Origin of the sequence: Streptomyces sp. WZ.A104 (assembly GCF_002382885.1) — a bacterium.
Taxonomy (GTDB): Bacteria; Actinomycetota; Actinomycetes; order Streptomycetales; family Streptomycetaceae; genus Streptomyces.
The window spans coordinates 20,323-43,440 of sequence record NZ_NWVL01000009.1 but is presented as its reverse complement, the minus strand read 5'-3'; the positions used below and the strand labels follow the sequence as shown (position 1 = coordinate 43,440).

Here is a 23,118-nt window from a genome sequence, read left to right as displayed (position 1 = left end):
GTCAGTGTCCCTTCTCGGCGGTACGGGATGGGGAGGGGAGGGCCGTGGGGTGCGGTGTGCCGTCGCTCGTGTGCCGTGCCGCCTCGGCGACGGCCCGGGCGAGGTGCGCCACGTGCGGCTCCTCCATGATCGAGAGGTGGTCGCCGGGCACGTGGACGACCTCGACCGGGCCCGCGGTCATGGTGTGCCAGCCGTTGGCGGGGTCGGTGTGCCGGGTGCTGCCCGCCTCGTGCATCGCGCGCAGGACCCGCGGCAGCGGTTCGGTGGCCCGGATCAGGGTGAGGCCTTCGGTGGCGGGGCCGGGCTCGTAGTCCTGGGTGGCCCGCCAGTTGGACTCGTACACCCGGAAGAGGCGGCCGACGAGCGACCCCTTGCTGTCGGGCGGGAGGATTCCCTCGTCGGCCGCGACCCGGGCGATGTAGTCGAACTTCTCGTCGAGTGAGCTGAGTTCGGCGGGGATGGTCTCCAGCGGCGAGTCGCCGCCCCGGCCCAGCAGCAGGAGTTCCCAGAAGAACCAGCCGAGCAGTGCCTCGTCGGTGTAGGCGCGGCGCTCCTCCACCGGTCCCAGGGCCACGGTGTCGAGGAGGATCACCGCGGCGACCTCCGCTCCCGATGCCCTCAGCCGGCGCGCCATCTCGAAGGCCACGAAGCCTCCGAAGGACCAGCCTCCGATGGTGTACGGGCCCTCGGGCCGTACCCGGCGCATGGCCGCGATGTAGCTCTCGGCGATCTCGGGGACCGTGCGCAGGGGCTCGGTCCCCGGGTCGCCTCCGGCTGCCTGGAAGGCGTACAGCGGCTGGTCGTCGGGCAGATGGCGGACCAGCGGCAGGTAGCAGAGCACGTTGCCGCCCATGGGGTGGGCCAGGAACAGCGGCGGCCGGTCGCCTTCGCGGCGGATCGGCACCAGCGGGTCGAAGCCGATCTCGGCGCCGCCCGAGCGCAGCTTCGCGGCGAGAGCGGCCACGGTGGGTGCGGCGATGAAGCCGGAGATGGGGAGGGAGACGCCGTATCGCTGCTCTATCAGGACGACGAGCCGCATGGTGGTGAGCGAGGTGGCGCCCAGGGCGAAGATGTCGTCGTGGATGCCGATCCGGTCGAGGCCGAGGAGTTCGCCGAGCAGTTCCGCGAGGGTGCGTTCGTACGCGTCCCGGGGCGCCTGGCCGTCCTGGGCGGTCCGCCGGGTCGGGGGCAGGGCCCGCAGGGCCGCGTCGTCGCGTTTGCCGCTCGGGGTCAGAGGCAGGGCGGGCAGCCAGGTGAAGTGCTGCGGGACCATGAACTCGGGCAGGGTGGAACGGAGTTCGGAGGTCAGCAGGTCCAGGTCGGTCCCCTCCTCGTCACCGACCAGGAAGGCGGCCAGGACGGTCTGCCCCTGCGGGGTGCCGCGGGCGACGACCGCGGCCTGCCGGACGTCGAGGTCCCGGTGGCGTGCCGCGAGGGCGACGAGGGCGATCTCGGCCTCGGCGGGCTCGACCCGGTAGCCGCGGATCTTGGCCTGGGTGTCGGACCGGCCCGCGTAGGCGAGGGAGCCGCCGGGCAGAACGCGCCCCAGGTCGCCCGTGCGGTACGCGGTGGTCTCGCCGTCGGGTCCCTCGACGCGGACGAAGCGTTCGGCGGTCGCGGCGGCGGCGCCGAGGTACCCGTCGGCGAGCGCCGCTCCGGTCAGGTACAACTCGCCCAGGACGCCGGTGGGTACGGGCCGGCCGAGGGCGTCCAGGACCTGTGCGCCGGCCCCGGGCAGGGGGGTGCCGATCGGCACGAGTGCCGGGAAGGCCGCCGGGTCGCCGGAGAGGGTGTGGCGGGTGACCACGTGCGTCTCGGTGGGACCGTACTGGTTCTCCAGGATCGCCCCCGGCAGTGCGGCGATGAGGGCGCGGATCTCCTCGGTGACCCGCAGTTGTTCGCCGGAGGACACGATCACCCGCAGTCCTCGCGGGGCGGTGCGGAGTGCCCCGTACGCCTCGGCGAGCTGTTGCAGGGCCACGTACGGCAGGAAGATCCGTGCCGCCCCGCTCTCGTCGAGCACCTTCAGCAGCAGCCTCATGTCCCGTCGTTCGTCCTCGGTGATCAGGCGCAGGGTGCCTCCTGAACAGAGCGTGGAGTAGATCTCCTGGAAGGAGACGTCGAAGCTGAGGGGTGCGTACTGGACGGTGGTCCGCCCGGCGGCCGCGCTCGCGGCCCGGATCTGCCAGCCGGTCAGGTTGGCGAGCGAGCGGTGCGGCATCACGACGCCCTTGGGGCGGCCGGTGGAGCCGGAGGTGAACAGGATGTACGCGGTGCTGTCGAGGCCGACCGTCCCCGGCAGGACGCTCGGCGGTTCCGCGTCCGTGCCCTCGTACTCCGTGCCGAAGAGCGACTCGGCGCTCAGGAGCAGGTTGGGGTCCGGCAGCAGTCGGGCGTCCTCGGTGCGGGCGATGATCCGGAAGGGTTCGGCCTGCTCGACCATGGCGGCGAGCCGGGCCGGGGGGTAGGCGGTGTCCAGCGGGACGCAGGCGGCGCCCGCCTTGGCGGTGCCGACGATGGCGGCGACGGCCTCCGGCGAGCGGCCCATGGCGATGCCGACGCGCGCGCCGGGACGGGCGCCGAGGGCGAGCAGCCTGCGGGCCACCCGCTCGGCCCGCTCCCGGAGCTGGCGGTAGGTCCAGGTCCGGTCGCCGGTGGTGACGGCCAGTGCGTCGGGGGTGCGGTCGGCCTGCCGGTCGAAGAGCCGGACGACGTCCTCGGTGTACGCCGTGCCGTCCTGGTCCCTATCGTGCCGGGGGCGCGGTGGCCGTCCGGCCAGGGAGGCGAGGTCGGGCTTCTCCTCGGGCCGGGTGACGAGCCGGCGCAGCACCTCGCTGTAGGTGTCGGCGAACAGCTCGGCCTGGGCGGGGGTGATGCTGCGGCCGTCGCCGTCGATGCGCAGTCCGAGCGTGCCGTCCACGGGGTGCAGGAAGGCGTTGACGAGGACCTGGAAGTCGGTCTCCTCCCAGGTCGTGAACTGCTCCAGGTGGACGTCGGGCAGGCGCAGTACGTCGGTGAGCGTGTGGAAGTGGACGTAGTTGAACGCGGTGTGGAGCACCGGGCCCCCGCCCTGGTCGGTCTGCATCGCGCTCAGCGGGTAGCGCTGGTGGGGGCGGCCTGCGGTCTCCTGCCGGAACAGGTCCCGGGCCACGTCGATCCAGCCGGGCCCCGCGGTCGCGGGGGTGAAGCGCACGGGGACGGTGTTGAGGAAGAGGCCCACCATGCGGTCGGCGTCGGCGCGTTCGGGCCGTCCGTGGGTGATCACGCCGGTGGTGAAGTCGTCGGCGCCGGAGAAGAGGCGCAGGGTGAGGCAGTGCGCGGCGAGCAGCACGGACTTCACGGGCAGGGCGTGCTCCTTGGCCACCGCGCGGGTCCGGCGGGTGAGGTCGTCGGGCAGGACCGTGCGGTGGGCCACGTGGGTGGCCCCGCCCGGGGGTTCGTACGGTCCGAAGCCGTCGAGCCGCAGGGCGTGCGCGCCCGCGATCCGGCGCCGCCAGTGTGCACGGGCGGCGGGGTCCGCCTCTGATTCCCGTTCTTCTCGCACGTGGTGGGCCGGGGTGGGCAGTTCGCTGTCGGGAACGGCGGCGGTGTCCGCGCCGAGGTGGTGCAGGTAGTCCTGGAGGAGCTCCCGCAGCAAACTGGCGACGCTGCCTCCGTCGAGCAGCGCGTGGTGGAAGCTGAGCACCAGGTCGACCGCGTCGTCGCGGACATGGGCGCGGAACAGGTGGAGCGGTGCCCGCTCGAAGACGTAGCGGTGGAAGCGGCGTTCCTCGATGTGCCGGGCGATCTCGGCTTCCGCCTCGTCGTGGGCGCGTCCCCGCAGGTCGGCGATGTCCAGGCCGCCCGGCGCGCTCGCGTGCACGATCTGCATCGGCTCGCTGAGGCCGCCGAGGTCGAAGGAGGAGCGCAGAGCGGGGTGGCGGGCCACGAGGCGTTCGAAGGCGTCGCGGAAGTGTGTCTCGTCCCAGTTCATGACCAGGCGGTAGCGGAATACGTCGTGGTAGACGGCGGAGTGCTCGTCCCGGCGGCTGTGGTAGGCGAGCCCCAGTTGGAGCCGGGTCAGCGGGAAGGCGTCGACGGCTCCTTCGAGGCGGGCCCGGTCGACGTGGGAGACGAGGGCGAAGGGAGGCAGCTGGGCCTTGGGGGCCGAGGTCTCGGTGCTGTGCGCCGCGAGCCGCGCGACGGTGGGGTGCTGTACAAGGTCGTCGAGGGAGAAGTGGAGGCCCTGCTGTTCGGCGAGTGCGCGGATGCGGAGCATCAGGAGCGAGTCGCCGCCCAGGGCGTGGTAGTCGTCGTGGATGCCGACCCGGGGTGCCTGGAGCACCTCGGCCCAGACGCCCGCGAGCAGCTTCTCGGCCGGGGTGCGGGGTGCCGCGCCCGGGGGTCCGGGCGGGGCTGTGTCGGGTGCGGGGAGCCTTCGGCGGTCCAGCTTGCCGTTCGGGGTGAGCGGGATGGCGTCGATACGCTGGAAGTGGGCCGGGATCATGGCCTCGGGGAGGGTTCCGGCCAGCCGGTCGCGCAGGAGGGCGGCGCTCAGGTCGTCCTCGGCGACGTAGTAGCCCGCCAGGAACACGCCGCGCCCGGGAGCGGTGCGGTCCACGACGGCGGCGTCCCGCACCCCGGGTATGCGGCACAGGGCGTCCTGGACCTCACCCGGCTCGATGCGGTGGCCGCGTATCTTGACCTGCCCGTCGATCCGGCCGAGGTACTCCAGGGTGCCGTCGGCGAGCCAGCGCGCGAGGTCGCCCGTGCGGTAGAGGCGGCCGCCGTCGACGAAGGGCGCGTCGGTGAACTTCTCCCGGGTCAGTTCGGGCCTGTTCAGATAGCCGCGGGCCACGCCGACGCCGCCGACGCACAGCTCGCCGGGGACGCCGACGGGCTGCGGTTCACCGGACCGGTCCAGGACGTACAGCTCGATGTTGTCGATGGGGCGGCCGATGGGGACCCGGGTGACGGGTGCGCCGTCCGGTGGGGCGCAGGTGTGCGCACAGACATCGACGGTGGCTTCGGTCGGGCCGTACAGGTTGACCAGGCGGGGCGCGCCGTCGGAGCCGAAGACCCGGTGGAACTGCTCCACGCGGCCGGGTGACAGGGCCTCGCCGCTGCAGAAGACGTGCCGCAGCGTCCCGGCCGCGGGAAGCAGCCCGGGCGACTCCTCCAGCAGGTCGAGGAACGGTCCGAGCATGGAGGGGACGAAGTGCAGGACGGTGACCTGCCGTTGGCCGACCGTGCGCAGGATCTGCCGCGGGTCCTTCTCGCCGCCCGGCGGCAGCAGCGCGACGGACGCTCCCTCCAGGGCCCACCAGAACAGCTCCCACACCGATACGTCGAAGGAGATCGGGGTCTTCTGCAGCAGCACGTCGTCCGCGCCGACCGGGAAGGTCCGCTGCATCCAGGCCAGGCGGTTCACCACGGAGCGGTGCTCGACCATGACGCCCTTGGGCCGGCCGGTGGAGCCGGAGGTGTAGATGACGTAGGCGAGGTCGCGTGGGCCCGCCTCGGCGCGTACCGGGTCGGTGGGGCCGTGCAGCAGTTCGCCGACCGGGCAGAGCACTGTGTCATCGGGCACCGGTACGGGCGGGGCCGCCGAGTCCGTCACGACGGCCCTGGCCGCGCTGTCCTCGATGATGAAGGCGATGCGCCGCTCGGGGTGTCCCGGGTCCACCGGGACGTAGGCCGCGCCGGACTTGAGGATGCCGAGGACGGCGGGGAGCAGGTGCGGGCCGCGTTCCATGAGGACGGCGACCCGGTCGCCCGTCCGTATGCCGCGGGCGCGCAGGGACCGCGCGACCTGGTTGGCCCGGGCGTCGAGTTCGGCGTAGCCGATCGGTTCCTCGCCGTCGGCGGCGAAGACGGCGGCCCTGGAGGGTGCGCGGACGGCCTGTTCCTCGAAGAGTGCGTGCAGGGTCGTGTCGTCGGCGAACGGGATTCGGGGGCCGCGGGCCAGGCGCCGCAGCTCGTCCTGTTCGCGTTCGCCGGTCATCAGCAGTTCGTTCGCCGGTCGTTCCGGCTTGGCGAGGCCGTTGGCGATCAGGGATGTGAGGTGCTCGACGAGTGAGGTGATGGGCAGATCGTCGTCGAACACGTCGGTGGCGTAGCGCAGTTCGACCTGGAGGTCCGCGCTGCCGCGGGTGGTGACGATGCTGACGACCAGCGCCTCGTCCTGGTGCGGCGGCGCGGTGAACGTCACTCCCCCGCGTACCACGCCCGTCACCTCCAGCGGTTTGCGCAGGGTCATGTAGGTCAGGGTGACGTCGAAGAGCCGTCGTTCCCGGGACCCGTCGGCGGGCAGCTCCCGCAGTACGTCCCCGACGGGCAGCCGCTGGTGCTGCGTCAGCAGACCGGCCGACTCCCGCACATCGGCGGCGATGGCCAGGAGGGGCTTCCCGTCGGGCACCTCGATGCGCAGCGGCAGCGTGTTGGCGTACTGCGCGACGGTGGTCAGCTCGGTCCTGGTGCGCCGGTTGAGCAGGGGTATGCCGATCACCGCCTGCTCGGTGCGGTGCACCCGGGCGAGCCAGGCGCCGAGTGCGGCGGCGAAGAAGGGGAAGGGGGCGCTGCCGTGTTCCTTGAGGGTGTCGGCCACCTCGCCGGGGAGCGTGAAGGTGTGGAAGCCGAAGGCGGGAGTGCCCTCCTGCCGTCGGCGGGGGAAGCAGTGGAGGTCGGTCGCCGCGAGTTCGGCACGGTGGAAGGCCCGGTCGTCCGCCTCCTCCCGGGAGCCGAAGTAGGTGTCCCGGCCGGTGACGACGGTCAGCGCCGAGGGGGCGGGGGGCCGGTCCCGGGGTTCCTGGCCCCGGGAGAGGCGGGCGTAGTCCTCCAGCACTTCGGTGTGGAGGATCTCCGCGCCCCGCCCGTCGAGGAGCAGGTGGTGCGCCTTCAGGAAGAGGTGGAGCACCTGCTCGCTCTCGCGCAGCAGCACCGCGTGGAAGAGCCGCCGGTCCCGCAGCTCGAACGGGACGGCCATGGCCCGCTCGCGCCAGGTCCGGCACGCGGCGGCGGGGTCGGGCTCGGCGGAGAGGTCGACCAGGTCGACGGCGGGCTCGCCGTCGACCGTCAGCGTGTCGGCGAGCCACTGCCGGGGCACGCCGTCGAACTCGTCGAACCGGAGGCGGAAGGTGTCGTGCCGCGCCAGTGCACGGGTGAAGCAGGTGCGCAGCAGTTCGCCGTCCAGGGCGCCCGTGAACCGCTCGAAGACGGCTCCGTTGAACTGGGGGCTGCCCGGTGTCCGGGATTCCGCGAGCCAGATGTCCCGCTGGTACGGAGACAGCTGCACGTTCTCAGCGCTGATGAGCTTGTCCGTTCGTGAGCGGGTGCCCTGCCGGGCACACCGAAGGCGTCCGGGCGCGGATCGGCCCGGTCCTCGGAAAGCCCTTATTGGCTGCCCCGTGGGCGGAACACCGGGGCGACCGCGGCGGCGGCCACGGCTCCGATGGCGCAGGCGAGGAAGACCTGCAGATATCCCTCGGCATCGAGGACGTCGTGGCGTTCGATGATGGCGGCGAGGGCGGCGATGCCGAGGGCTCCGCCGACCTGGCGCGTCGTCATGAGCAGGCCGGTGCCGGAGGCGAAGCGCTGCGGCTGGAGCGAGGCGGTGGCCGCGTTGGAGATGGCGGTCAGCGCGGCGCCGATGCCGAGGCCGGCGACGATGCCGATGGGGAGCCAGAGCGCCAGGTAGGCGCGCTCGGCGTCGAGGAGCAGGTACATCGCGGCGCACGAGGCGCCGAAGAGCGTGGAGCCCACGGCGAGCGCGGCCCACTGGGCGCGGGGGCCGACCCGGCGTCCCACCACGATGGCGCCGACGGCGGCGCTGAAGGCTCCGGGGGTGACCGCCAGGCCCGCCTTGAGCTCCGAGTAGCCCCAGACGGCGTTGAGGAAGAGGAGGGTGCTGAGGAGGTAGGCGTACATGGCCGCGCCGAAGAGCAGCGAGGAGACGTTGGTGGCGGCGAAGACGCGGTTGCGCCACAGGTCCCACTCGATGGCGGGTGCGGGGTGGCGCCGGGAGAGCAGCAGTGCGGTCACGACGAGCACGGCGCCGCCGGTCATCAGGGCGAGGACCCTGCCGCTGCCCCAGCCCCATTCCGTTCCCTGGGTGACGCCGAAGACGACGCCGCCGATGCCGAGGGCGAGGGCGAGGGTGCCCACCGGGTCGGGGTAGCGGCGGCCGCTCGGTGCATCGGCCGCGAGCCGGGCGGCGATCACGACGATGGCCAGGCCGATCGGCAGGTTGATCAGGAAGACGCTGCGCCAGCCCCATACGTCCACGAGCAGCCCGCCGAGGCTCGGTCCCACGGCAGCGGCCATGCTGCCGACCGCTCCCCAGACCCCGACGGCGATCTGGCGGCGGGCCGGGGGTGTGTGCTGGAGCACCAGTCCGAGTGCGGAGGGGATCATCCCTGCGGCCGCCACTCCTTGCAGGGCGCGGGCGGCGACGAGCATCGGCACGTCGACGGCGAGTCCGCTCAGTACCGAGGCGAGGGTGAACAGGGCTGTGGACCAGAGGAAGAGCTTCTTGCGTCCGATGACGTCGGCGACCCGGCCCGCGACGGCGAGCAGCGCGGCGAACACCACGGTGTAGGAGGTGACGACCCAGGTCAGCTGGGACAGGGAGGCGTCGGGGAAGTCGACGCGCAGGTCGGAGAAGGCGATGTTCACGACCGTGGTGTCGAGCACCGCGAGGAAGGTCGCGCCGGAGGCGACGAACAGTGCCAGCTTCGCGGCGGGTGAGGCACCCGAGGAGCCCTGCGGCCGCTGCCCGTCGGCCGGTGCCGCGTCGTCCGCCGGGTTCGCCCCGGCCGACTGCGGTGAAGCGGTGGTCATGCGTAGCCCCTTCGTCAGTGGGTCCACGGCTTGGACCCGGGGATGAATATAAACGATCGTGCGTGCATTTAAAGGGGCGAGCGAGGGGCAGGTCCGTGGCGCGCGGGTGTTGATGGGGCTCCCTCCCCCGGCGAGGACAGACCGCCCTCACCGGGGGGGCGAGCGCCTGTCTACGGGGTGTCGGACATGCTCTGGCGCGGGGCGTAGTGCCGCAGCGCCCGTGCCGTCAGTTCCTCGGCGGCGCCGGTGTATCCGGCCGGGTCGAGCAGCCGCTCCAGGTCACGTACGCCGAACCGCTCGGCGATCACGTCCTCATTCAGGAGGACCTCGGCGAGCGGCAGACCCGAGGCGGCCGCCCTGCGCGCGGCCCGGCTGATGACGTCCTTCGCGGCGGCCTTGCCGAGCACGGGTGCCAGGACGGCCGCCAGCCGCTCCGAGACGATCAGGCCACCGGTCAGGTCCAGGTTGGCCCGCATGCGCCCGGGCGAGACCTCCAGACCGGCCACCAGCTCGCGTGCGGTGTGCGCGGCCCCTCCGGCGAGCCGCAGACACTCCCGCAGCGGCTGCCATTCGGCGTGCCAGGCGCCGGCCGAGCGCTCGTCCTCGGACAGCATCGTCTGCGCCAGCACACCGGCGTACGCGGGTACTTGCAGGGCCGCCGAGCGGATCAGCGTGGCGAGGGCGGGGTTGCGTTTCTGCGGCATCGCCGACGAGACCCCCCGGCCCGCCGCGGCGGGCTCCGCGAGCTCGGCGGTCTCGGTCCGGGCGAGCGACTGGACGTCCACGGCGATCTTCCCCAGCACGCCGGTGGCCAGGGCCAGTTCGGCGCCCAGCGCGGCGATGGGGGCGCGGTGGCTGTGCCAGGGCAGGGCCGGGGCGGACAGACCCGTCTCCGCGGCGAACCGCTCGGCCAGCCGGGCCGCGTAGCCCTCGGCCACGGTCTCCTGCCGCGCTTCGCGGTGCAGCCGTTCGTATTCGACGTAGCCCGCCAGCGTGCCCGCCGCGCCGCCGAGTTGGACGACCAGGCCGTCGGACCTGAGCCGGCGCAGCCGCTCCCTCGTGTCGCAGACCGCCGCCAGCCAGCCCGTAGCCTTGAGGCCGAAGGTCGTGGGCACCGCGTGGAGCGCCAGCGTGCGCCCGGCCATGAGCGTCTGCCGGTGCTCGTCGGCCAGCGTCCGCAGGGACGCGGCGATGCCGTCCAGATCCGCCGCCAGGAGGTCCAGGGTCCGTCCGGCGACCAGCATCAGCGCGGTGTCGAAGATGTCCTGGCTGGTCGAGCCCCGGTGGACGTAGTCGGCGGCGTCGGGGGCCTTGTCCGCCACCAGGGCGGTGAACGCCTGGACCACGGCCACCACCGGGTTGGCCGCGCCCCGGCTGAGCAGGGCGATCTCCCGCAGGTCCAGCCGCTCGGCACGGGCCAGCTCGGTGATCGCCTCTGCCGCTGCGCCGGGTACGTTGCCGAGGCCCGCCTGGGCCCGTACCAGCGCGGCCTCCGCGTCGAGCAGCGCCTGGAGCCAGGCTCCGTCGGACGTGGCCGCCTCCGCCGGAGTCCCGGCCCGCACCGGGCTCAGCAGCCCGGCGTCGATGGTGTCAGCGGCGTGTGCGGGCGGGGTGGTGGCGTTCACCTTGTCAGTTCTCCCATCATCTCGCTGTCCTGACGAAGACCCTGGGCCAGCGCCAGTACGGCGTGCGCGATGGCGTCCGAGTCCTGGAGTGTCACGGAGTTCACCCCGGGACGTATCCCCGCCGCCGTGGCCCAGTGCACGGACTCGGTCGGCACCCCGAAGGCGAAACGACGCGGATGCGCGCGGCCCTCGGCGTCGATGACGTGGAACGGAGCGTCGGTGACGGCGAGTCCGCCGGTCTCGTACACCGTACCGTCGGGGCCCGCGACCTCGTAGGGGCGGCACTGGCCGGTGTCCAGGAGCTGGAGCAGCAGCGGGTCAGCGGTGGTCCGCAGATCGATCTCCGGCAGACGGGCCTCGACCAGTGTGGTGGCCCGGGTCAGCGAACCGGGGACCGCGGCGGACTCGATGGTGAACGCCCGGGCGTCCTCGTCCGTGCCGGAGCGGACGTCGGGGCCGAGCACCCGCAGGACACCGGCCTCGATGAGGGCTATCGCCTCCTCGATCCGGCCGGCGGGCGGGCCGATGGAGAGGAACGCGTTGAGCGGTGTGTACCAGCCGTCCAGGTGCTGCCGGTGCGAGCTGCCCGTGAGACCGCCGTGGTCGATGATCAGCCGGAGTTCGTTGCGCAGATCGCGCAGTACGTCGAGGGCGGCCTTCAGCGGTCCGGCCACGTTGCCCTCGCGCGCGGCCCGCAGGTCCTCGCGCAGATGGCCGAGCAGCCAGTCGTGGAAGTCGCGCGGCGAGGCGAACTCCCGGTCCGCGTGCGGGCGGGCGATCCGGTCCCAGTTCCAGTGGTCGTGCGGACCGATGCCGAACTCCGCGAGGACGTCGAGCTCCTGGCCGCTGCCCGGCTTCGCCGCGAGGTAGCGCGCCCGTAGCCGTTCCGCGTCGCCGGAGCGGCCGTCGGCGGTGAGCAGCGTGGCGTAGTAGACGGTCTCGACCTCCTTGCTGACCAGCGGCCAGACCGTGGCCTGGAAGTCGATCCCCTCGTGCCGCCGGGCCTGCTCCCGCAGCTCCCGGATCACCTCGTCGGTCAGCACGGCGGGCTCGTGTCTGCCGTGGGCGCCCTTCTGGTTCTCGCCCCGGGAGTGGAAGGGAAGACCTCGGCGGGAGCCTGCGACGAGCCGGGGTTCGCGGCCCGAGGGCAGATAGACCAGCCGGTCCGAGCGGCGGACGAAGCGGCCGCCGCGGCCGTGGGTCAGCAGTGCCATGTAGTCGAAGAAGTTCAGACCGAGTCCCAGCAGCGCGACGGTCTCGCCCGGCTCCACCGGCGACAGGTCCACGTCCGCCGGGTTGGCGGGCACCACGTAGCGCAGACCGTTGGCGTGGGCGAAGCCGCCGAGTTCGGTCTGCCGGCGGGACCGGCGTACGGGCAGGTGCCCCTGGGCGAGGACCACCGCGTCGAGACCGTCGATGAGCACCCCGTTGTCGAGCAGGACGCTCTGGAGGCAGCCCGCCTTCCCGCTGTGGGGCTCCTCCTCGATCGCCACCGCCCGGGCCCGGTGGACGACGGTGGTCAGCCGTCCCGGCGCGGTCCGGGTGACCCGCTCGAAGACCCACTCCAGATAGTGCCCGTAGAAGGCACGGGTGGGATAGGAGTCGGGGCCGAGCGCACGCGCCTCGTCCAGCAGCCGCTCGTCGCGCTGCCGGTCGTCCATGGGGCCGACCAGGGTCAGGAAGCGCGCCCATTCGTAGAGGCTGGGTCCGGGGGCGAGCACCCCGTCGATCCGGACGCTCTCGTCGGTGAACATCGTGACCTGGGAGGCCACGGTGTTCATCAGCAGGTGCTCGGGCTGGTCGGTACGCCACACCTGACCGGCCCCGGGCGGATACGGGTCCGCCACATGCACCGTGATCGGCACCTCGTCCGGCGCCGACCCGGCGTTCGCGCACAGCCGTTCGAGGACGGAGAGCCCTCGGGGCCCGGCACCGATGAGGCAGACGTCGAGCCGTCGGCTGGTCATAGTCAGTCTCTCCACTGAATCGGAAGTCATGTAGGTCCGCGCCCCGGCCGCGGGTGGCCGTGGGTCAGTTGGCGGCGGCCACACCGCTCAGCCGCAGCCCGCCCGGGGCCTTCGCCGGAATCCGGCCCCGGCCCTGTACGCCGCGGACCAGGGCCGTGGTGAGGTGCGCCCGGCTGGTGAGGTGGCGCTCCGGCGCGTCCGAGCCGAGGTCGCGCAGGGCGTCCACGACCGTGCGCAGTTCGAGGGCGACCTCGCCGAGCACCTCGGCGACGGCGCTCGCGTTGGAGCCGACGATGTCGGTCCACAGCTCGGCGTCTCCCGCCGCGATGCGGGTCGCGTCGCGCAGCCCCTGCCCGGCGAGCTGGAGTTCGCTCTCGTCACCGTCCAGCAGCCGGGCGGCCAGCAGGCTCGCCACCATGTGCGGGGCGTGCGAGATCAGGGCCACCGCCCGGTCGTGCTCCTCGTGGCCCATCACGACCGGGCGGGCGCCGCACAGCTCGGCGAGTTCCGTCGCCCGGCCGACGGCCCGGCGGCCGACGCCCGCCGCCGGGGTGAGCACCCAGGGGCGGCCCTGGAAGAGGTCACCCTGGGCCGCGAGCGGGCCGGACTGCTCCCGGCCCGCCATGGGGTGTCCGCCCACGTAGCGGCTGAGGTCGCAGCCCAGGGCGGCCGCCTCCGCCTGCGGCTTGGCCTTGACGCTCGCCGCATCGGTGTAGTCCTCGGCCAGACGCAACTGCTGGTGCTCGTGCAGAGCCGATGCCACGTGCTGCGGAGGAACCGCGAGGACCGCCAGGTCCACGGGCGTACGCGGGGCGCCCACCAGACCGGCGCCGAGGTCGGCCGCGGTGCGGGCCGCCTCCGGGTCCCGGTCCAGCAGATAGGTGGTCACGCCCCGGCCCCGCAGGGCCAGGGCGATCGACGTACCGATCAGGCCGGTACCGACCACTGCGGCACTGCGCATCAGCGGCTGCTCCACAACAGCGGCAGGTACTCGGGGTCGCTGTAGTCCGGGGTGCCCTCGGCGGTCCTGCGCACCAGCACGTCGTGGTTGTACGCGACCTGCGTACCGTCCGAGCGGCGGAAGTCGCGGTAGCGGTTCCCGCCGTCCTGGAGGTGGAAGGAGATGGCCCGGCGCGGCCGGTCGCTGACGTTCGGCCCGCTGCCGTGGTAAGTGCGGCAGTGGTGGAAGTTGACGTGGCCCTTGGGGATGCGGACGGGGATCTTGCGGACCTCGACGCCGTTGTAACGGGCGTTCTCCTCCAGCATGACCTCCAGCTCGCTGCGGTCGCGCTCGGCGAAGTGCAGGGAGGTGGCGTCGTTGTCCGCGGTCTCCTTCCAGTTGTGGCTGCCGTCCACCATGGTGATGGTGCCCATCTCCTCGTCGCAGTCGTGGAAGGGGATGAACGCGGTCAGCATCCGCTCGGAGGTGGACGTGGACCAGTAGTGGCGGTCGAAGTGCCAGGGCACGATGTTCGACGCCTCCTCCGCGACCGGCGGCTTGAAGATCAGCGTCGACTGGAAGACCCGGATCTCCTCGGCCTCGGCGAGCCGGGCGGCCACCGCGCCGAGCAGCGGCTTGCGCAGGATGCGGCCGATCGTGTCGTCCTCGTAGTGGATGTAGTCGTTGTGCCGCTGCACATCGCCGTGCTCCGGCTCCCAGTAGGCGAGCTTGGGCGGGCGCACGGGCAGCGTGCGGTCGCGGTGGCCGGCGTAGAAGCGCTCGCTGGCCGACTCCAGGAGGTCCACCTCCTCGTCGGTGAACAGCTTCTTCGAGAGGAACCAGCCGTGCTCGGCGTAGAAGAGGACGTCCTCGTCGGAGGGGAGCAGCTCCCGCTCCTCGTCGGTCAGGGTGAAGGCTGCGGATTCCTGAACAGTCACGGATCTTCCTTCGGTGCGAGTGACACGGTGCGTACGGGCGGGGCGGCGGATCAGGCGGTCGTCGCCTTCTCGCGTGCCACCGCCTCGTAGAGGGCCTTGATGTTGCCGCTGCCGAAGGTGCGGGCCCCGTGCCGGTCGATGACCTCCCAGAAGAAGGTCTTCCGCACGTGCAGCGACTGGGTGAAGATCTGGAAGACCTGGCCCCAGTGGTCCTGGTCGACCAGGACGTTGGTGCGCCTGAGGTCCTCGATCTTCAGTTCGGGACGCCCGAGGCGCGCCTCCAGCTCGTCGTAGTAGGTGTCCGGGGTCTCCAGGAACTTCACCCCGCGGGCCTCCAGCGCGGGCACCGCCTTGACGATGTCGTCGGCGAGCAGGGCGAGATGCTGGACGCCGGCGCCGTTGTGGCGGGCCAGGAAGCCGTCGATCTGGCCGGGCTTGCGGTCGGTGACCGGCTCGATGAGGGTGAAGGTGACCTTCCCCGAGGGGCTCTGCACCACCTTGGAGTCCATGGCCTGCTCACCGACCTCGATGAACTCCTCGAAGATCTGGTTGAAGCCGAAGACCTTCTCGTAGAAGGCGACGGTGGGCCGCAGCAGGCCGGCGGGCAGGCAGATCGCCGCGTGGTCCACGGTGCTCAGCAGCTCTTCGCTCCGGTCCGGGTCCTCGGCGAAGATGTCCATCACGCCGGGCAGGAACTGCTCCCGGTCCCCGGAGCGCTGGACGAAGCGGTGGGCGACGTCCCCGAAGCCGAGCACTGAGGCGGTGACGACCTCGGTGCCGTCCTTGCTGTGCGTCTCGGGCTCCTCGACGGCGGTGGCGCCGCGCTCGATCGCCAGGGCGAACGCCTTGGCGGCGTCGGTGACCTCGAAGGCGATGTTGGCCACCCCGTCGCCGTGCTGGGCCACGTAGGCGGCCGCCGGGTGCTTCTCGCTCAGTGCCGAGGTCAGGACGACATCGATGCCGCCCTGGCGCAGCAGCAGGGAGCGCCGGTCGGCCTGGCCCGTCTCGGGGCCGGCCTGGCCGCAGACCCGGAATCCGAACGCGGTGCAGAGGAAGAACGCCGACTGCTGTGCGTCCCCGACGTAGAACTCGACATGGTCGACGGCTCCGATTTGCACGTCTGTTTCCCTTTCTCTAGCGCTTCTTGCGGGTGCTGGCCGTACCGAGCAGCAGGCTGACGTTGTGGCCGCCGAAGGCGAACGAGTTGGAGATCGCGGCCTCGATCGGCTGCGCTCTGGCCTCGCCGCGCACGTGGTCCACATCGCAGGCCGGGTCGATCTCGTCGAGGTTGTGGGTGGGCGGCAGCTGGCCGCGCGAGATGGCGAGGGCGGTGAAGGCCGCCTCGACCGCGCCGGATCCGCCCAGGAGGTGACCGGTCATCGACTTCGTGCTGCTGACGGCCGGGGAGCGGTCGCCGAAGACGGCGCGGACCGCCTTCGTCTCGGCGATGTCGCCCAGTTTGGTCGCGGTGCCGTGGGCGTTGACGTAGCCGATGTCGTCGGGGACGAGCCCGCCGGTGGCGAGCGCCCCGCGCATGCTCATGGCGGCGCCCTCGCCGTCGGGCCGCGGCGCCGTGGGCCGGTACGCGTCGGTGGTGGCGCCCCAGCCGAGGAGGTCGGCGTAGCCCGCCGCGCCGCGCGCGTCGGCGTGTGCGGCGCGCTCGACGACGAGCACGCCCGAGCCCTCGGCCAGGACGAAGCCGTTGCGGCGGCGGTCGAAGGGGCGGCTGGCCGCCTCGGGGTCGTCCCAGCTGTGGGCGAGCGCCCTGGCGTGGGCGAAGGCCAGTGCGGAGGTGGGGTTGAGCGGGGCCTCGGCCCCGCCGCAGACCACCACGTCGGCCTCGCCGTACCGGATGAGCCGGGCGGCCTCGGCCACCGCGTGGGCGCCGGCCGCACAGGCGGTGGCGATCGCCGAACTCCAGCCCCGGATACCGTACTTGATAGCGATACGGGCGGCCGCCATGTTCGGCAGCATGCCCGGGAGCAGGTAGGGGCTGACGGCTGTGGGGCCGCGCTCGGCGCGGGCCTGGGTCTGTGCCTCGTACGTCGTCAGGCCGCCCGCTCCGCTGGAGATGACGACGGCGACCCGGTGCGGGTCCACGTCCTGTCCGACGACGAGGCCCGCGTCGAGCAGCGCGTCGTCCGCCGCGGCCAGGGCCATCAGGGCGTAGCGGTCGACGAGGCGGCCCTCGCTCGGCGGCAGTACCTCGCGTGCCTCGATGTCCGGTGCGATGCCCGCCACGTCGACGCTGCCGTCGAGCAGGTGGCCCTCCGGAGGCCTGCGCAGCCCGGACTTGCCGTGGAGAAGCGCGTCGAAGGTGGCCGCCGCGCCACGGCCGAGCGGGGTGAAGGTGCCGAGTCCGGTGATGACGGCTTTCCCGTCCGCGGTGGGGCCGCTCATGCCGCCACCTCCCCGGCGGTCGTCGCGGTGCCGAACAGCTCGCCGTCGAGGAACCGGCGGCGCAGCAGGATCTTGCGGACCTTGCCGGTCGCGCCGAGCGGGATGCGGTCCGGGCTCACGGCGACGACGCGCTCGACGGTGCGGGCCACCCGGGGGTCGAGGGCGGCGAGGATCTCGTCGGTCCGGTCGGCCTCCTGGTCGGCCCCCGGGTCGAGGAAGAGCAGGACGGAGGTTGCGACCCCGTCATCGGTCCGTACGGCGACGACGGTGCATTCCAGGACGTCGGCGCACTGGGCGAGGACCTGCTCCTCACAGAGCATGGTGTAGAGCTTGTGGCCCTCGCCGATGTCCACGGCGTCCACCAGCCGGTCGACGTGGTAGTAGTAGCCCTCCTCGTCGCGGTAGACGAGGTCGCCGGTGAGGAAGTAGCCGTCGCGGCGGGTGCGGTAGGTGGTCACCGAGTCGTTCCAGTAACCGAGCGACAGGGTGGGGGCGTTGATGGCGAGCTGGCCCACCTCGCCGGTTCCGAGCTTCTCGCCGTCGTCGTCGACGACGGCGACGTCCGAGAAGGCGTGCGGCTTTCCGATGCACCGGCCGTAGCGGGTGGTCTCGGGGGTGTGCGTGATGAAGAACTGGGAGTGGCCCATCTCCGAGGAGCCGAGGCCGTCCACGAAGAACGAGCCGGTGCGCCGCTCGCGGCCCTTGGCGGTGATGGTCTGCCGTGAGCCGACGGCGATGAGCTTGCGGATGTGGGCCTCGTGCGCGCAGTCGCCGGTGTTCCACCAGGTGCTCACGGAGGCGAGGTCGCGCTGCGAGAGGTCCTCACCGGCCAGTTCGGACCAGGTGGTGGCGAAGCCGAGGACGCTGTGCGGCTGCCAGGACTCGATGGCGTCGAGCACCGGGCCGCCGGCCTGCTGGGAGAGAACGGCCAGCTGGGCGCGGTTGGTGAGGGCGAGGTTGACGGCGATGACGGTGGCCGCGTGGGCGGACGGCAGGGCGCCGAGCATCCGGTCGATGCCCTGGCCCTTGGGCAGTGTCAGCCGGTGCCGGATGGCCGCGAAGAGGCTGTGGTGCGAGTGGATGACGGCCTTGGGCAGGCCGGTCGTTCCGGAGGAGTGGGTGATGACCACGGGCTCGTTGCCGTGGTGCCGGTAGGGCTTCGGGGCGGCTGCGGGGTCGCCCTTGCCGAGGTCGGCGGGGTCCGCGAGCAGCGGGGTGGCGCTGCCGACGGAGGTCAGGGCGTCCCAGTGCGGGACGTCGGCTATGACGCCGACCGCACCGAGGCGCCTGATGTATTCGCCGACCTGGTCGACGGGGACCTTGCCGTTGATGAGCGCCGGTATCGCGCCGAGCCGGACCAGGGCCAGATAGCTGAGCACCTGGTCCGCGCCGGCCGTCACGAAGACGGCGACCGGGTCTCTCGGCTTGACTCCGAGGTCGTGCAGGGCGGCCGCCCGGGCTGCCACCCGCTCGCCCAGTTCGGCCAGTGTCAGGGCCTGCCAGGCCGGGTGCCCGTCCACCTCGGTGTCGAAGGTGAGGGTCGGTGTGTCCAGACCGGTGCCGCGGGCGAGGAGCTCCGTCAGCACGTTGCCGACGCCCAGTCTTTGGTCGGCCGCGAGTTCGGCGCGCTCGTTCTTCGGATTCATTCCCCGGTGTCCTTACTTCCTGGATCAGACTCGTTGCGTACGACGGGCCCTGGGGCGGTACGGGCGCGCCCGGTCCACCCGCCTCAGCGGTTCCGGGCCGCCCTCTCCCGCCCGTGCCCGGAGGCACGCGGGCAGGAAGGGCGCGCCCCGTGGGCCGGAACCGGCCCTGGACTCACTTGGCCGCGGCAGCGACGGACGCCCGCTCGACGATCTCCTTGACGAGGCCCGCGACGGTGAACAGCGCGACGGTCTCCATCTCGTCCTCCTCGAACTTCACGCCGTAGGTGTCCTCCACCTGGATGGCGACCTCGGCGACGGAGAGCGATTCGAGGTCGAGTCCGGCCGGGCCGAGCGGGGTCTCGCCGGTGACATCCGTGACGTCGTAGTTCATGTTCTTCAGCGCCTCGATGATGAACTTCTCAACTTCGGTGGACATTTGGTTGACTCCTCTTTCATGGACAGGCACCCGGGACTGGCCCCGGACACGGTGACGGTGCTGTGGTGCACCACGGATGGCGACGAGCGTCGGAAGGCGCACACCTTGCTGGTGCGGGCCGCGGCCGGAATGCTCGATGTCCCGCTATCCGAAATCTGGTTGGAGCATGAGGAAGGCGGCCGCCCGCTGCTCTGCGGGGCCGGGAAGCCGGTGCAGGTCAGCGTCACGCACGGACGCGGGTCACTTGCTGTCGCGCTGACTGGCGGGCCGTCTGTCGGGGTGGATGTGGAGGTCGTACGCCCACTGCGTGCCGAGGCGATGGCCCGGGCGTGGCTCGACCCGGTCGAGACGGCCTGGGTGACAGGGCTCGCCGAGGAGGAACGGTCGACCGCGTTCCTGTGGTTGTGGACGCAGAAGGAGTCGGTGGGCAAGGCGCTCGGCCGGGGCCTGCGCCGGGGCGGGATGAGCCGCCGGGTGCCGCTTCCGGAGGCCTGGCCCCCCGGCGGGGGCCTGCCGCCGGTGCTACGCCCGCTCCCGGCCGATCGGGAGGTGGCCTCCGCCGCCGTCCTCGTCGACGGCGGGCGCCGTGTCATCGGCGTCGCCCAGTGCGTCGGGACAGGGAGCGAGGGGCGCTCCGCCGCGACACGCGTCAGGGTTCAACGGGTCTCTCCCGCCGTGTGCAGCTGAGCCGGTGGCTCGGCGGCCGCGGATCTCACCGCGGCGCGGAGGATCTCCGCGTTGCGGACCGGCTTGCCGGTCGCGGTGCGCGGGAGTTCCGTCAGCAGGTTCAGCGAGCGTGGCCGCTTGTACGGTGCCAGGCGGGCCGCGAGGCTGTCGGCGAGGCCGTCGAACACGGCCTGCTCGTCGACCATCACGAAGGCCTCGATTCCGGTGCCGTGCACCACGACGGCCTCGGAGACGCCCGGCAGGGCCGAGATGGAGGCCTCGACCTCGGAGAGGTCCACCTTGAGTCCGCCGATGGACACTTGCGAGTCGAGCCGGCCATGGACGGTGAGCAGTCCGGTCACTTCGTCGACGCTGCCCGCGTCCTTCGTGCGCAGCCAGCCGTCCACGTAGCGTGCGGGGTCGGTCAGACCCACATAGGGGCTCTCCGGCAGGCCGAGGAGGATCTCTCCGTCGTCGACCCGCACCCGCATGCCGGGGGCCGGGGTCAGGGCGGGGCGGTCGGCCCCGGTGAGGTCGGTGGCGATGACACCGGCCTCGGTCATCCCGTACATGACGCCCAGTTCGGCGCCGTAGCCGGTGGTGAACCGTTCCCGGACGCTCTCCTTGACCAGTTCGCCGCCGGTGATCATCCGTCGTAGCTGGGGCAGCCGGGGCGGCGTCCGGGCCGCGGCGAGCACCGCTGTCTGGGAGGGGACCCCGAGGACGGTCGTGGGCCGGTCCCCCGCCGCGACGGCCTTGAGGATGCCGTCGACGGACTGCCAGGCGGGCAGGACCACCTGCGCCCCGGCGGCGAGTCCGTGAAGCAGTCCCCCGACCAGGCCGAGCACATGGACGATCGAGGCGAGCACCACGGTACGTTCGCCCTGGCGCGGGAACCCGTCCAGCCGGGCGTACCGGTCGAGCTCCGCGAGGAGGCTGCCGGCCGTGCGGCCGATGACCTTGGAAGGGCCCGTGGAGCCGGAGCTCAGTTGCAGCAGAGCGTGTTCCGAAGCGGCCGGTCGGCCGCCGCGCAGTGGGGTGATCCGGGCGTCGACGTCGAAGAACCCGCGCAGGGTGCCGGTGACGTCGACCGCCGGTTCGATGACCAGTTGCGGCGCCAGCCGCGCGACCGCCTTGCCGACCTCATGCGTCGTCAAGCGGTAGTCGAGCAGGGCGACCTGGGCTCCGCTGCGCCATCCGGCGAGCATCGCGACGATACAGCTCAGAGAGGGCGGCAGCCGTACGGCAACGGTGCCTCCGGCGACCAGGCCGGCCACCGCCAAGCGCTGCTGCTGTTCCCCGACGAGCCTCCTGAGCTCGGCTCGGGTCACCGGTCCGCTCAGATACAGGGCGATTTCCCGCCCGTCCCCCTTGAGTAATACATCGTCGACCCAGTCGCCCTCGGCGCAAACGGGCCTTATAGGCGCCGTTCCCCCCACAGGAATCCCCACCCATCCAGAGTTCTCGGAAAGAGCCGATGAGCCGTCGGACAACTACGTCCTGGACGTATCGGCCATTCATCGCCGCGCTCATTTCCTCGTCGGCAGATCCATCGTCACGCATTACCTCTCAGTAATCAAGCGAAACCTTCTACGGATTCATACTTGCGAGTAGAAAATCGCCCGGCCGCACGGAGTGCCGATTTTTGACACGTCGAATCGCCCTTCGGCACCGAGAAAGCAACGAAGGGCGTCCAGTCGCGCCCAAGCGAAATTCAGTTCAGAAATGAACAATTCTTGAACTTATGAAATCCTCGACACGCGGCGCGCCCATGAGGGCCATCACCTCGGCGAACTCGTCCGAAAGCAGCCGCAGGACGGCCTCGACGCCCTCAGCCCCGGAGTGCGCCAGACCCCACAGGGCAGGGCGGCCGACGAACACCGCGTCCGCGCCCAGGCACAGCGCCTTCGCGACATCGGCGCCATGCCGGATCGAGCCGTCGAGAATCAGCCGACATCGCCCGTCCACCGCTTCCGCGATCTCCGGAAGGGCCTCGGCCGCAGGTCTCGCGAAGTCCAGCTGCCGCCCGCCATGATTCGAGACGACCAGCGCCTCGACCCCGTGTTTCACTGCCAGCTCGGCATCTTCTCCGGTGAGCACGCCCTTCAATACGAGCGGCAGTGACGTACGCTCCCGCAGCCACTCAAGATCAGCCCAGGTAATGGAAGGGTCGAACTGCTCCGCCGAATGCCGGGCGATAGCGGACTGTCCCGCCTGCCCGCTGTGAGAGGCGGACATGACGGAGGGATCGACGTTGACCGCACGGATTCCCTCGGGCAGGGAGAAGCCGTTACGGACGTCTCTCGGCCGGTACGCCACGCGCGGAGCGTCGACCGTCAGGACCAGCGCCCGGTAGCCGGCCTCCTCCGCTCGTCGGATCAGCTCCAGCATCGGCTCCCGCCGCCTGAGCCAGTAGAGCTGCAGCCAGAGCGGACCGGTCGCCTCGGCGGCGATGTCCTCCAGACTCCGGCTGGCGAACATGCTCACGACCACAAGGGCGCCCGCGGCGCCCGCCGCACGTGCGGTCGCCACCTCGCCCTCGGGGTGCGCGAGCCGGTGATAGGCCATGGGCGCGATGCCCAACGGGGCCGCCAGTCCCGCCCCGAGAAGCGACGTACCGGGATCACACACCGAGACATCGACGAGACAGCGAGGCCGCAGCCTGATCCTGTCGAGCGCCTCGCGGCCCGCCGACAGCATCGACTCGGCGCCGCTCCCGCCCTCGATGAAGTCCCACACCGGGCGGGACAACCGCTCCCTCGCCACAGCCTCGTACTCGTCAAGCGCCAACGCCGCCATCCTGCTCCCCCGCCGATGGTTGAATCCGCGTGCCCCAGTTAACCGCACGACCGTACGCTTACCGTACTCTCGCACAATGACAGCACGGTCGTCCACTTTGTACAGTGACCGGGCCCTGTCACGGGCCCGGATGGGAAGATTGAGGAGGTCGCGTGACTGCGACACACGCCGACGGACGGGTCGAACGGGGCAACCAGACAAGGCGGTTGATCCTGCGCCACGCTGTCGGCATTGCATCGGTCGAAGGCCTCGAAGGCCTGTCCTTAGGGCGACTGGCGAATGAACTGGGGCTCAGCAAGAGCGGGGTGTTCGCCCTGTTCGGCTCCAAGGTGGAGCTACAGCTGGCCACCGTGCGCGCCGCCATCAAGGTCTACATCGAGCATGTGGTGCAGCCCACCCGCGAACTGCCCCCGGGCCTCGGCCGGGTCTGGCTGCTCTGCCGCAACTGGCTCACCTACTCCGAGCAGCGCGTCTTTCCCGGCGGCTGCTTCTTCTACTCGGTCTCCGCCGAGTACGACGCCCGCGAGGGCAAAGTGCACGATACGGTCGCCGGGGCGCACGGCAGCTGGTTCTCCCTCCTGGAGCACACGATCGACGACGCCAGGCGCGCGGGTGAGGTCCGGGACGACACCGACATCCCCCAGCTCGCCTTCGAGATCGTCGCCCTCCTGGAGATGGCCAACGCCGAGTCCGTCCTGCACTCCAACTTCACCTGCTACAGCAAGGCGGCGGGCGGAATCCTCAACCGCCTCCGAGGCGTCGCGACCGACCCCTCGCTGCTGCCCGACACCCCGGACGCCGTCCCTTCCGACACCGTCCCCTCCAGCACCGTCCCTTCCGACACCGCCCCTTCGCGGTCCCGCTGACCGCGCACCACGCCCGGA

General features: G+C 71.9%; 14 protein-coding genes. 2 read left to right on the top strand and 12 right to left on the bottom strand.

The annotated features are described in order from the left end of the window. Position 1: 1 nt before the first annotated feature. From CIB93_RS07075 to CIB93_RS07030, 10 genes are all read right to left on the bottom strand, one after another. Positions 2–7,273, bottom strand: coding sequence for a non-ribosomal peptide synthetase (locus CIB93_RS07075; RefSeq protein ID WP_257002069.1), 7,272 nt, complete (start codon positions 7,271–7,273; stop codon positions 2–4). Between the two features lie 98 nt (positions 7,274–7,371). Continuing rightward, positions 7,372–8,817, bottom strand: a complete 1,446-nt coding sequence (locus CIB93_RS07070; RefSeq protein ID WP_096625172.1) for a DHA2 family efflux MFS transporter permease subunit — start codon at positions 8,815–8,817, stop codon at positions 7,372–7,374. Positions 8,818–8,987: 170 nt separating this feature from the next. Further along, positions 8,988–10,442: an adenylosuccinate lyase family protein gene (locus CIB93_RS07065; RefSeq protein WP_096625170.1), complete on the bottom strand. Its 1,455-nt coding sequence runs from the start codon at positions 10,440–10,442 to the stop codon at positions 8,988–8,990. Further along, positions 10,439–12,409, bottom strand: a complete 1,971-nt coding sequence (locus CIB93_RS07060; protein WP_096625168.1) for an FAD/NAD(P)-binding protein — start codon at positions 12,407–12,409, stop codon at positions 10,439–10,441. Before CIB93_RS07060 ends, CIB93_RS07065 begins: the two co-directional genes overlap by 4 nt. Before the next feature lie 64 nt (positions 12,410–12,473). Next, positions 12,474–13,370 carry a prephenate dehydrogenase gene (locus CIB93_RS07055; RefSeq protein WP_096625289.1) on the bottom strand — a complete coding sequence of 299 codons (897 nt, stop codon included), beginning with the start codon at positions 13,368–13,370 and terminating at the stop codon, positions 12,474–12,476. After that, on the bottom strand, positions 13,370–14,287 hold the full coding sequence (locus tag CIB93_RS07050; protein WP_096625167.1) for a phytanoyl-CoA dioxygenase family protein: 918 nt from the start codon (positions 14,285–14,287) through the stop codon (positions 13,370–13,372). The genes CIB93_RS07055 and CIB93_RS07050 overlap by 1 nt, the downstream gene beginning before the upstream one ends. 50 nt (positions 14,288–14,337) lie before the next feature. Continuing rightward, entirely contained in the window at positions 14,338–15,405 is a 1,068-nt protein-coding gene (hppD, locus tag CIB93_RS07045) for a 4-hydroxyphenylpyruvate dioxygenase (RefSeq protein WP_096625165.1), read from the bottom strand. 16 nt (positions 15,406–15,421) lie between these two features. Further along, positions 15,422–16,687, bottom strand: a complete 1,266-nt coding sequence (locus tag CIB93_RS07040; protein WP_096625163.1) for a beta-ketoacyl synthase — start codon at positions 16,685–16,687, stop codon at positions 15,422–15,424. Continuing rightward, a complete protein-coding gene (locus CIB93_RS07035) occupies positions 16,684–18,333 on the bottom strand; it encodes a class I adenylate-forming enzyme family protein (RefSeq protein WP_096625161.1) in 1,650 nt (549 codons plus the stop codon). Before CIB93_RS07035 ends, CIB93_RS07040 begins: the two co-directional genes overlap by 4 nt. 172 nt (positions 18,334–18,505) lie before the next feature. Beyond that, positions 18,506–18,769 (bottom strand): phosphopantetheine-binding-protein, encoded by a 264-nt coding sequence (locus tag CIB93_RS07030; protein WP_096625159.1) that lies wholly within the window; start codon positions 18,767–18,769, stop codon positions 18,506–18,508. An 18-nt stretch (positions 18,770–18,787) separates the two neighbouring features. On the opposite strand from CIB93_RS07030, the gene CIB93_RS07025 reads away from it, so the two are divergent. Then, positions 18,788–19,456 (top strand): 4'-phosphopantetheinyl transferase superfamily protein, encoded by a 669-nt coding sequence (locus tag CIB93_RS07025; protein WP_143660004.1) that lies wholly within the window; start codon positions 18,788–18,790, stop codon positions 19,454–19,456. Here CIB93_RS07025 and CIB93_RS07020 read toward each other — a convergent pair. Both CIB93_RS07020 and CIB93_RS07015 read right to left on the bottom strand, forming a co-directional pair. After that, entirely contained in the window at positions 19,426–20,766 is a 1,341-nt protein-coding gene (locus CIB93_RS07020) for a class I adenylate-forming enzyme family protein (protein ID WP_257002068.1), read from the bottom strand. The genes CIB93_RS07025 and CIB93_RS07020 overlap by 31 nt on opposite strands. A 388-nt stretch (positions 20,767–21,154) precedes the next feature. Then, positions 21,155–22,234, bottom strand: a complete 1,080-nt coding sequence (locus CIB93_RS07015) for an alpha-hydroxy acid oxidase (protein WP_096625153.1) — start codon at positions 22,232–22,234, stop codon at positions 21,155–21,157. Positions 22,235–22,386: 152 nt separating this feature from the next. On the opposite strand from CIB93_RS07015, the gene CIB93_RS07010 reads away from it, so the two are divergent. Beyond that, positions 22,387–23,100, top strand: coding sequence for a TetR/AcrR family transcriptional regulator (locus CIB93_RS07010; RefSeq protein ID WP_107470946.1), 714 nt, complete (start codon positions 22,387–22,389; stop codon positions 23,098–23,100). The last annotated feature ends 18 nt before the right edge of the window (positions 23,101–23,118 follow it).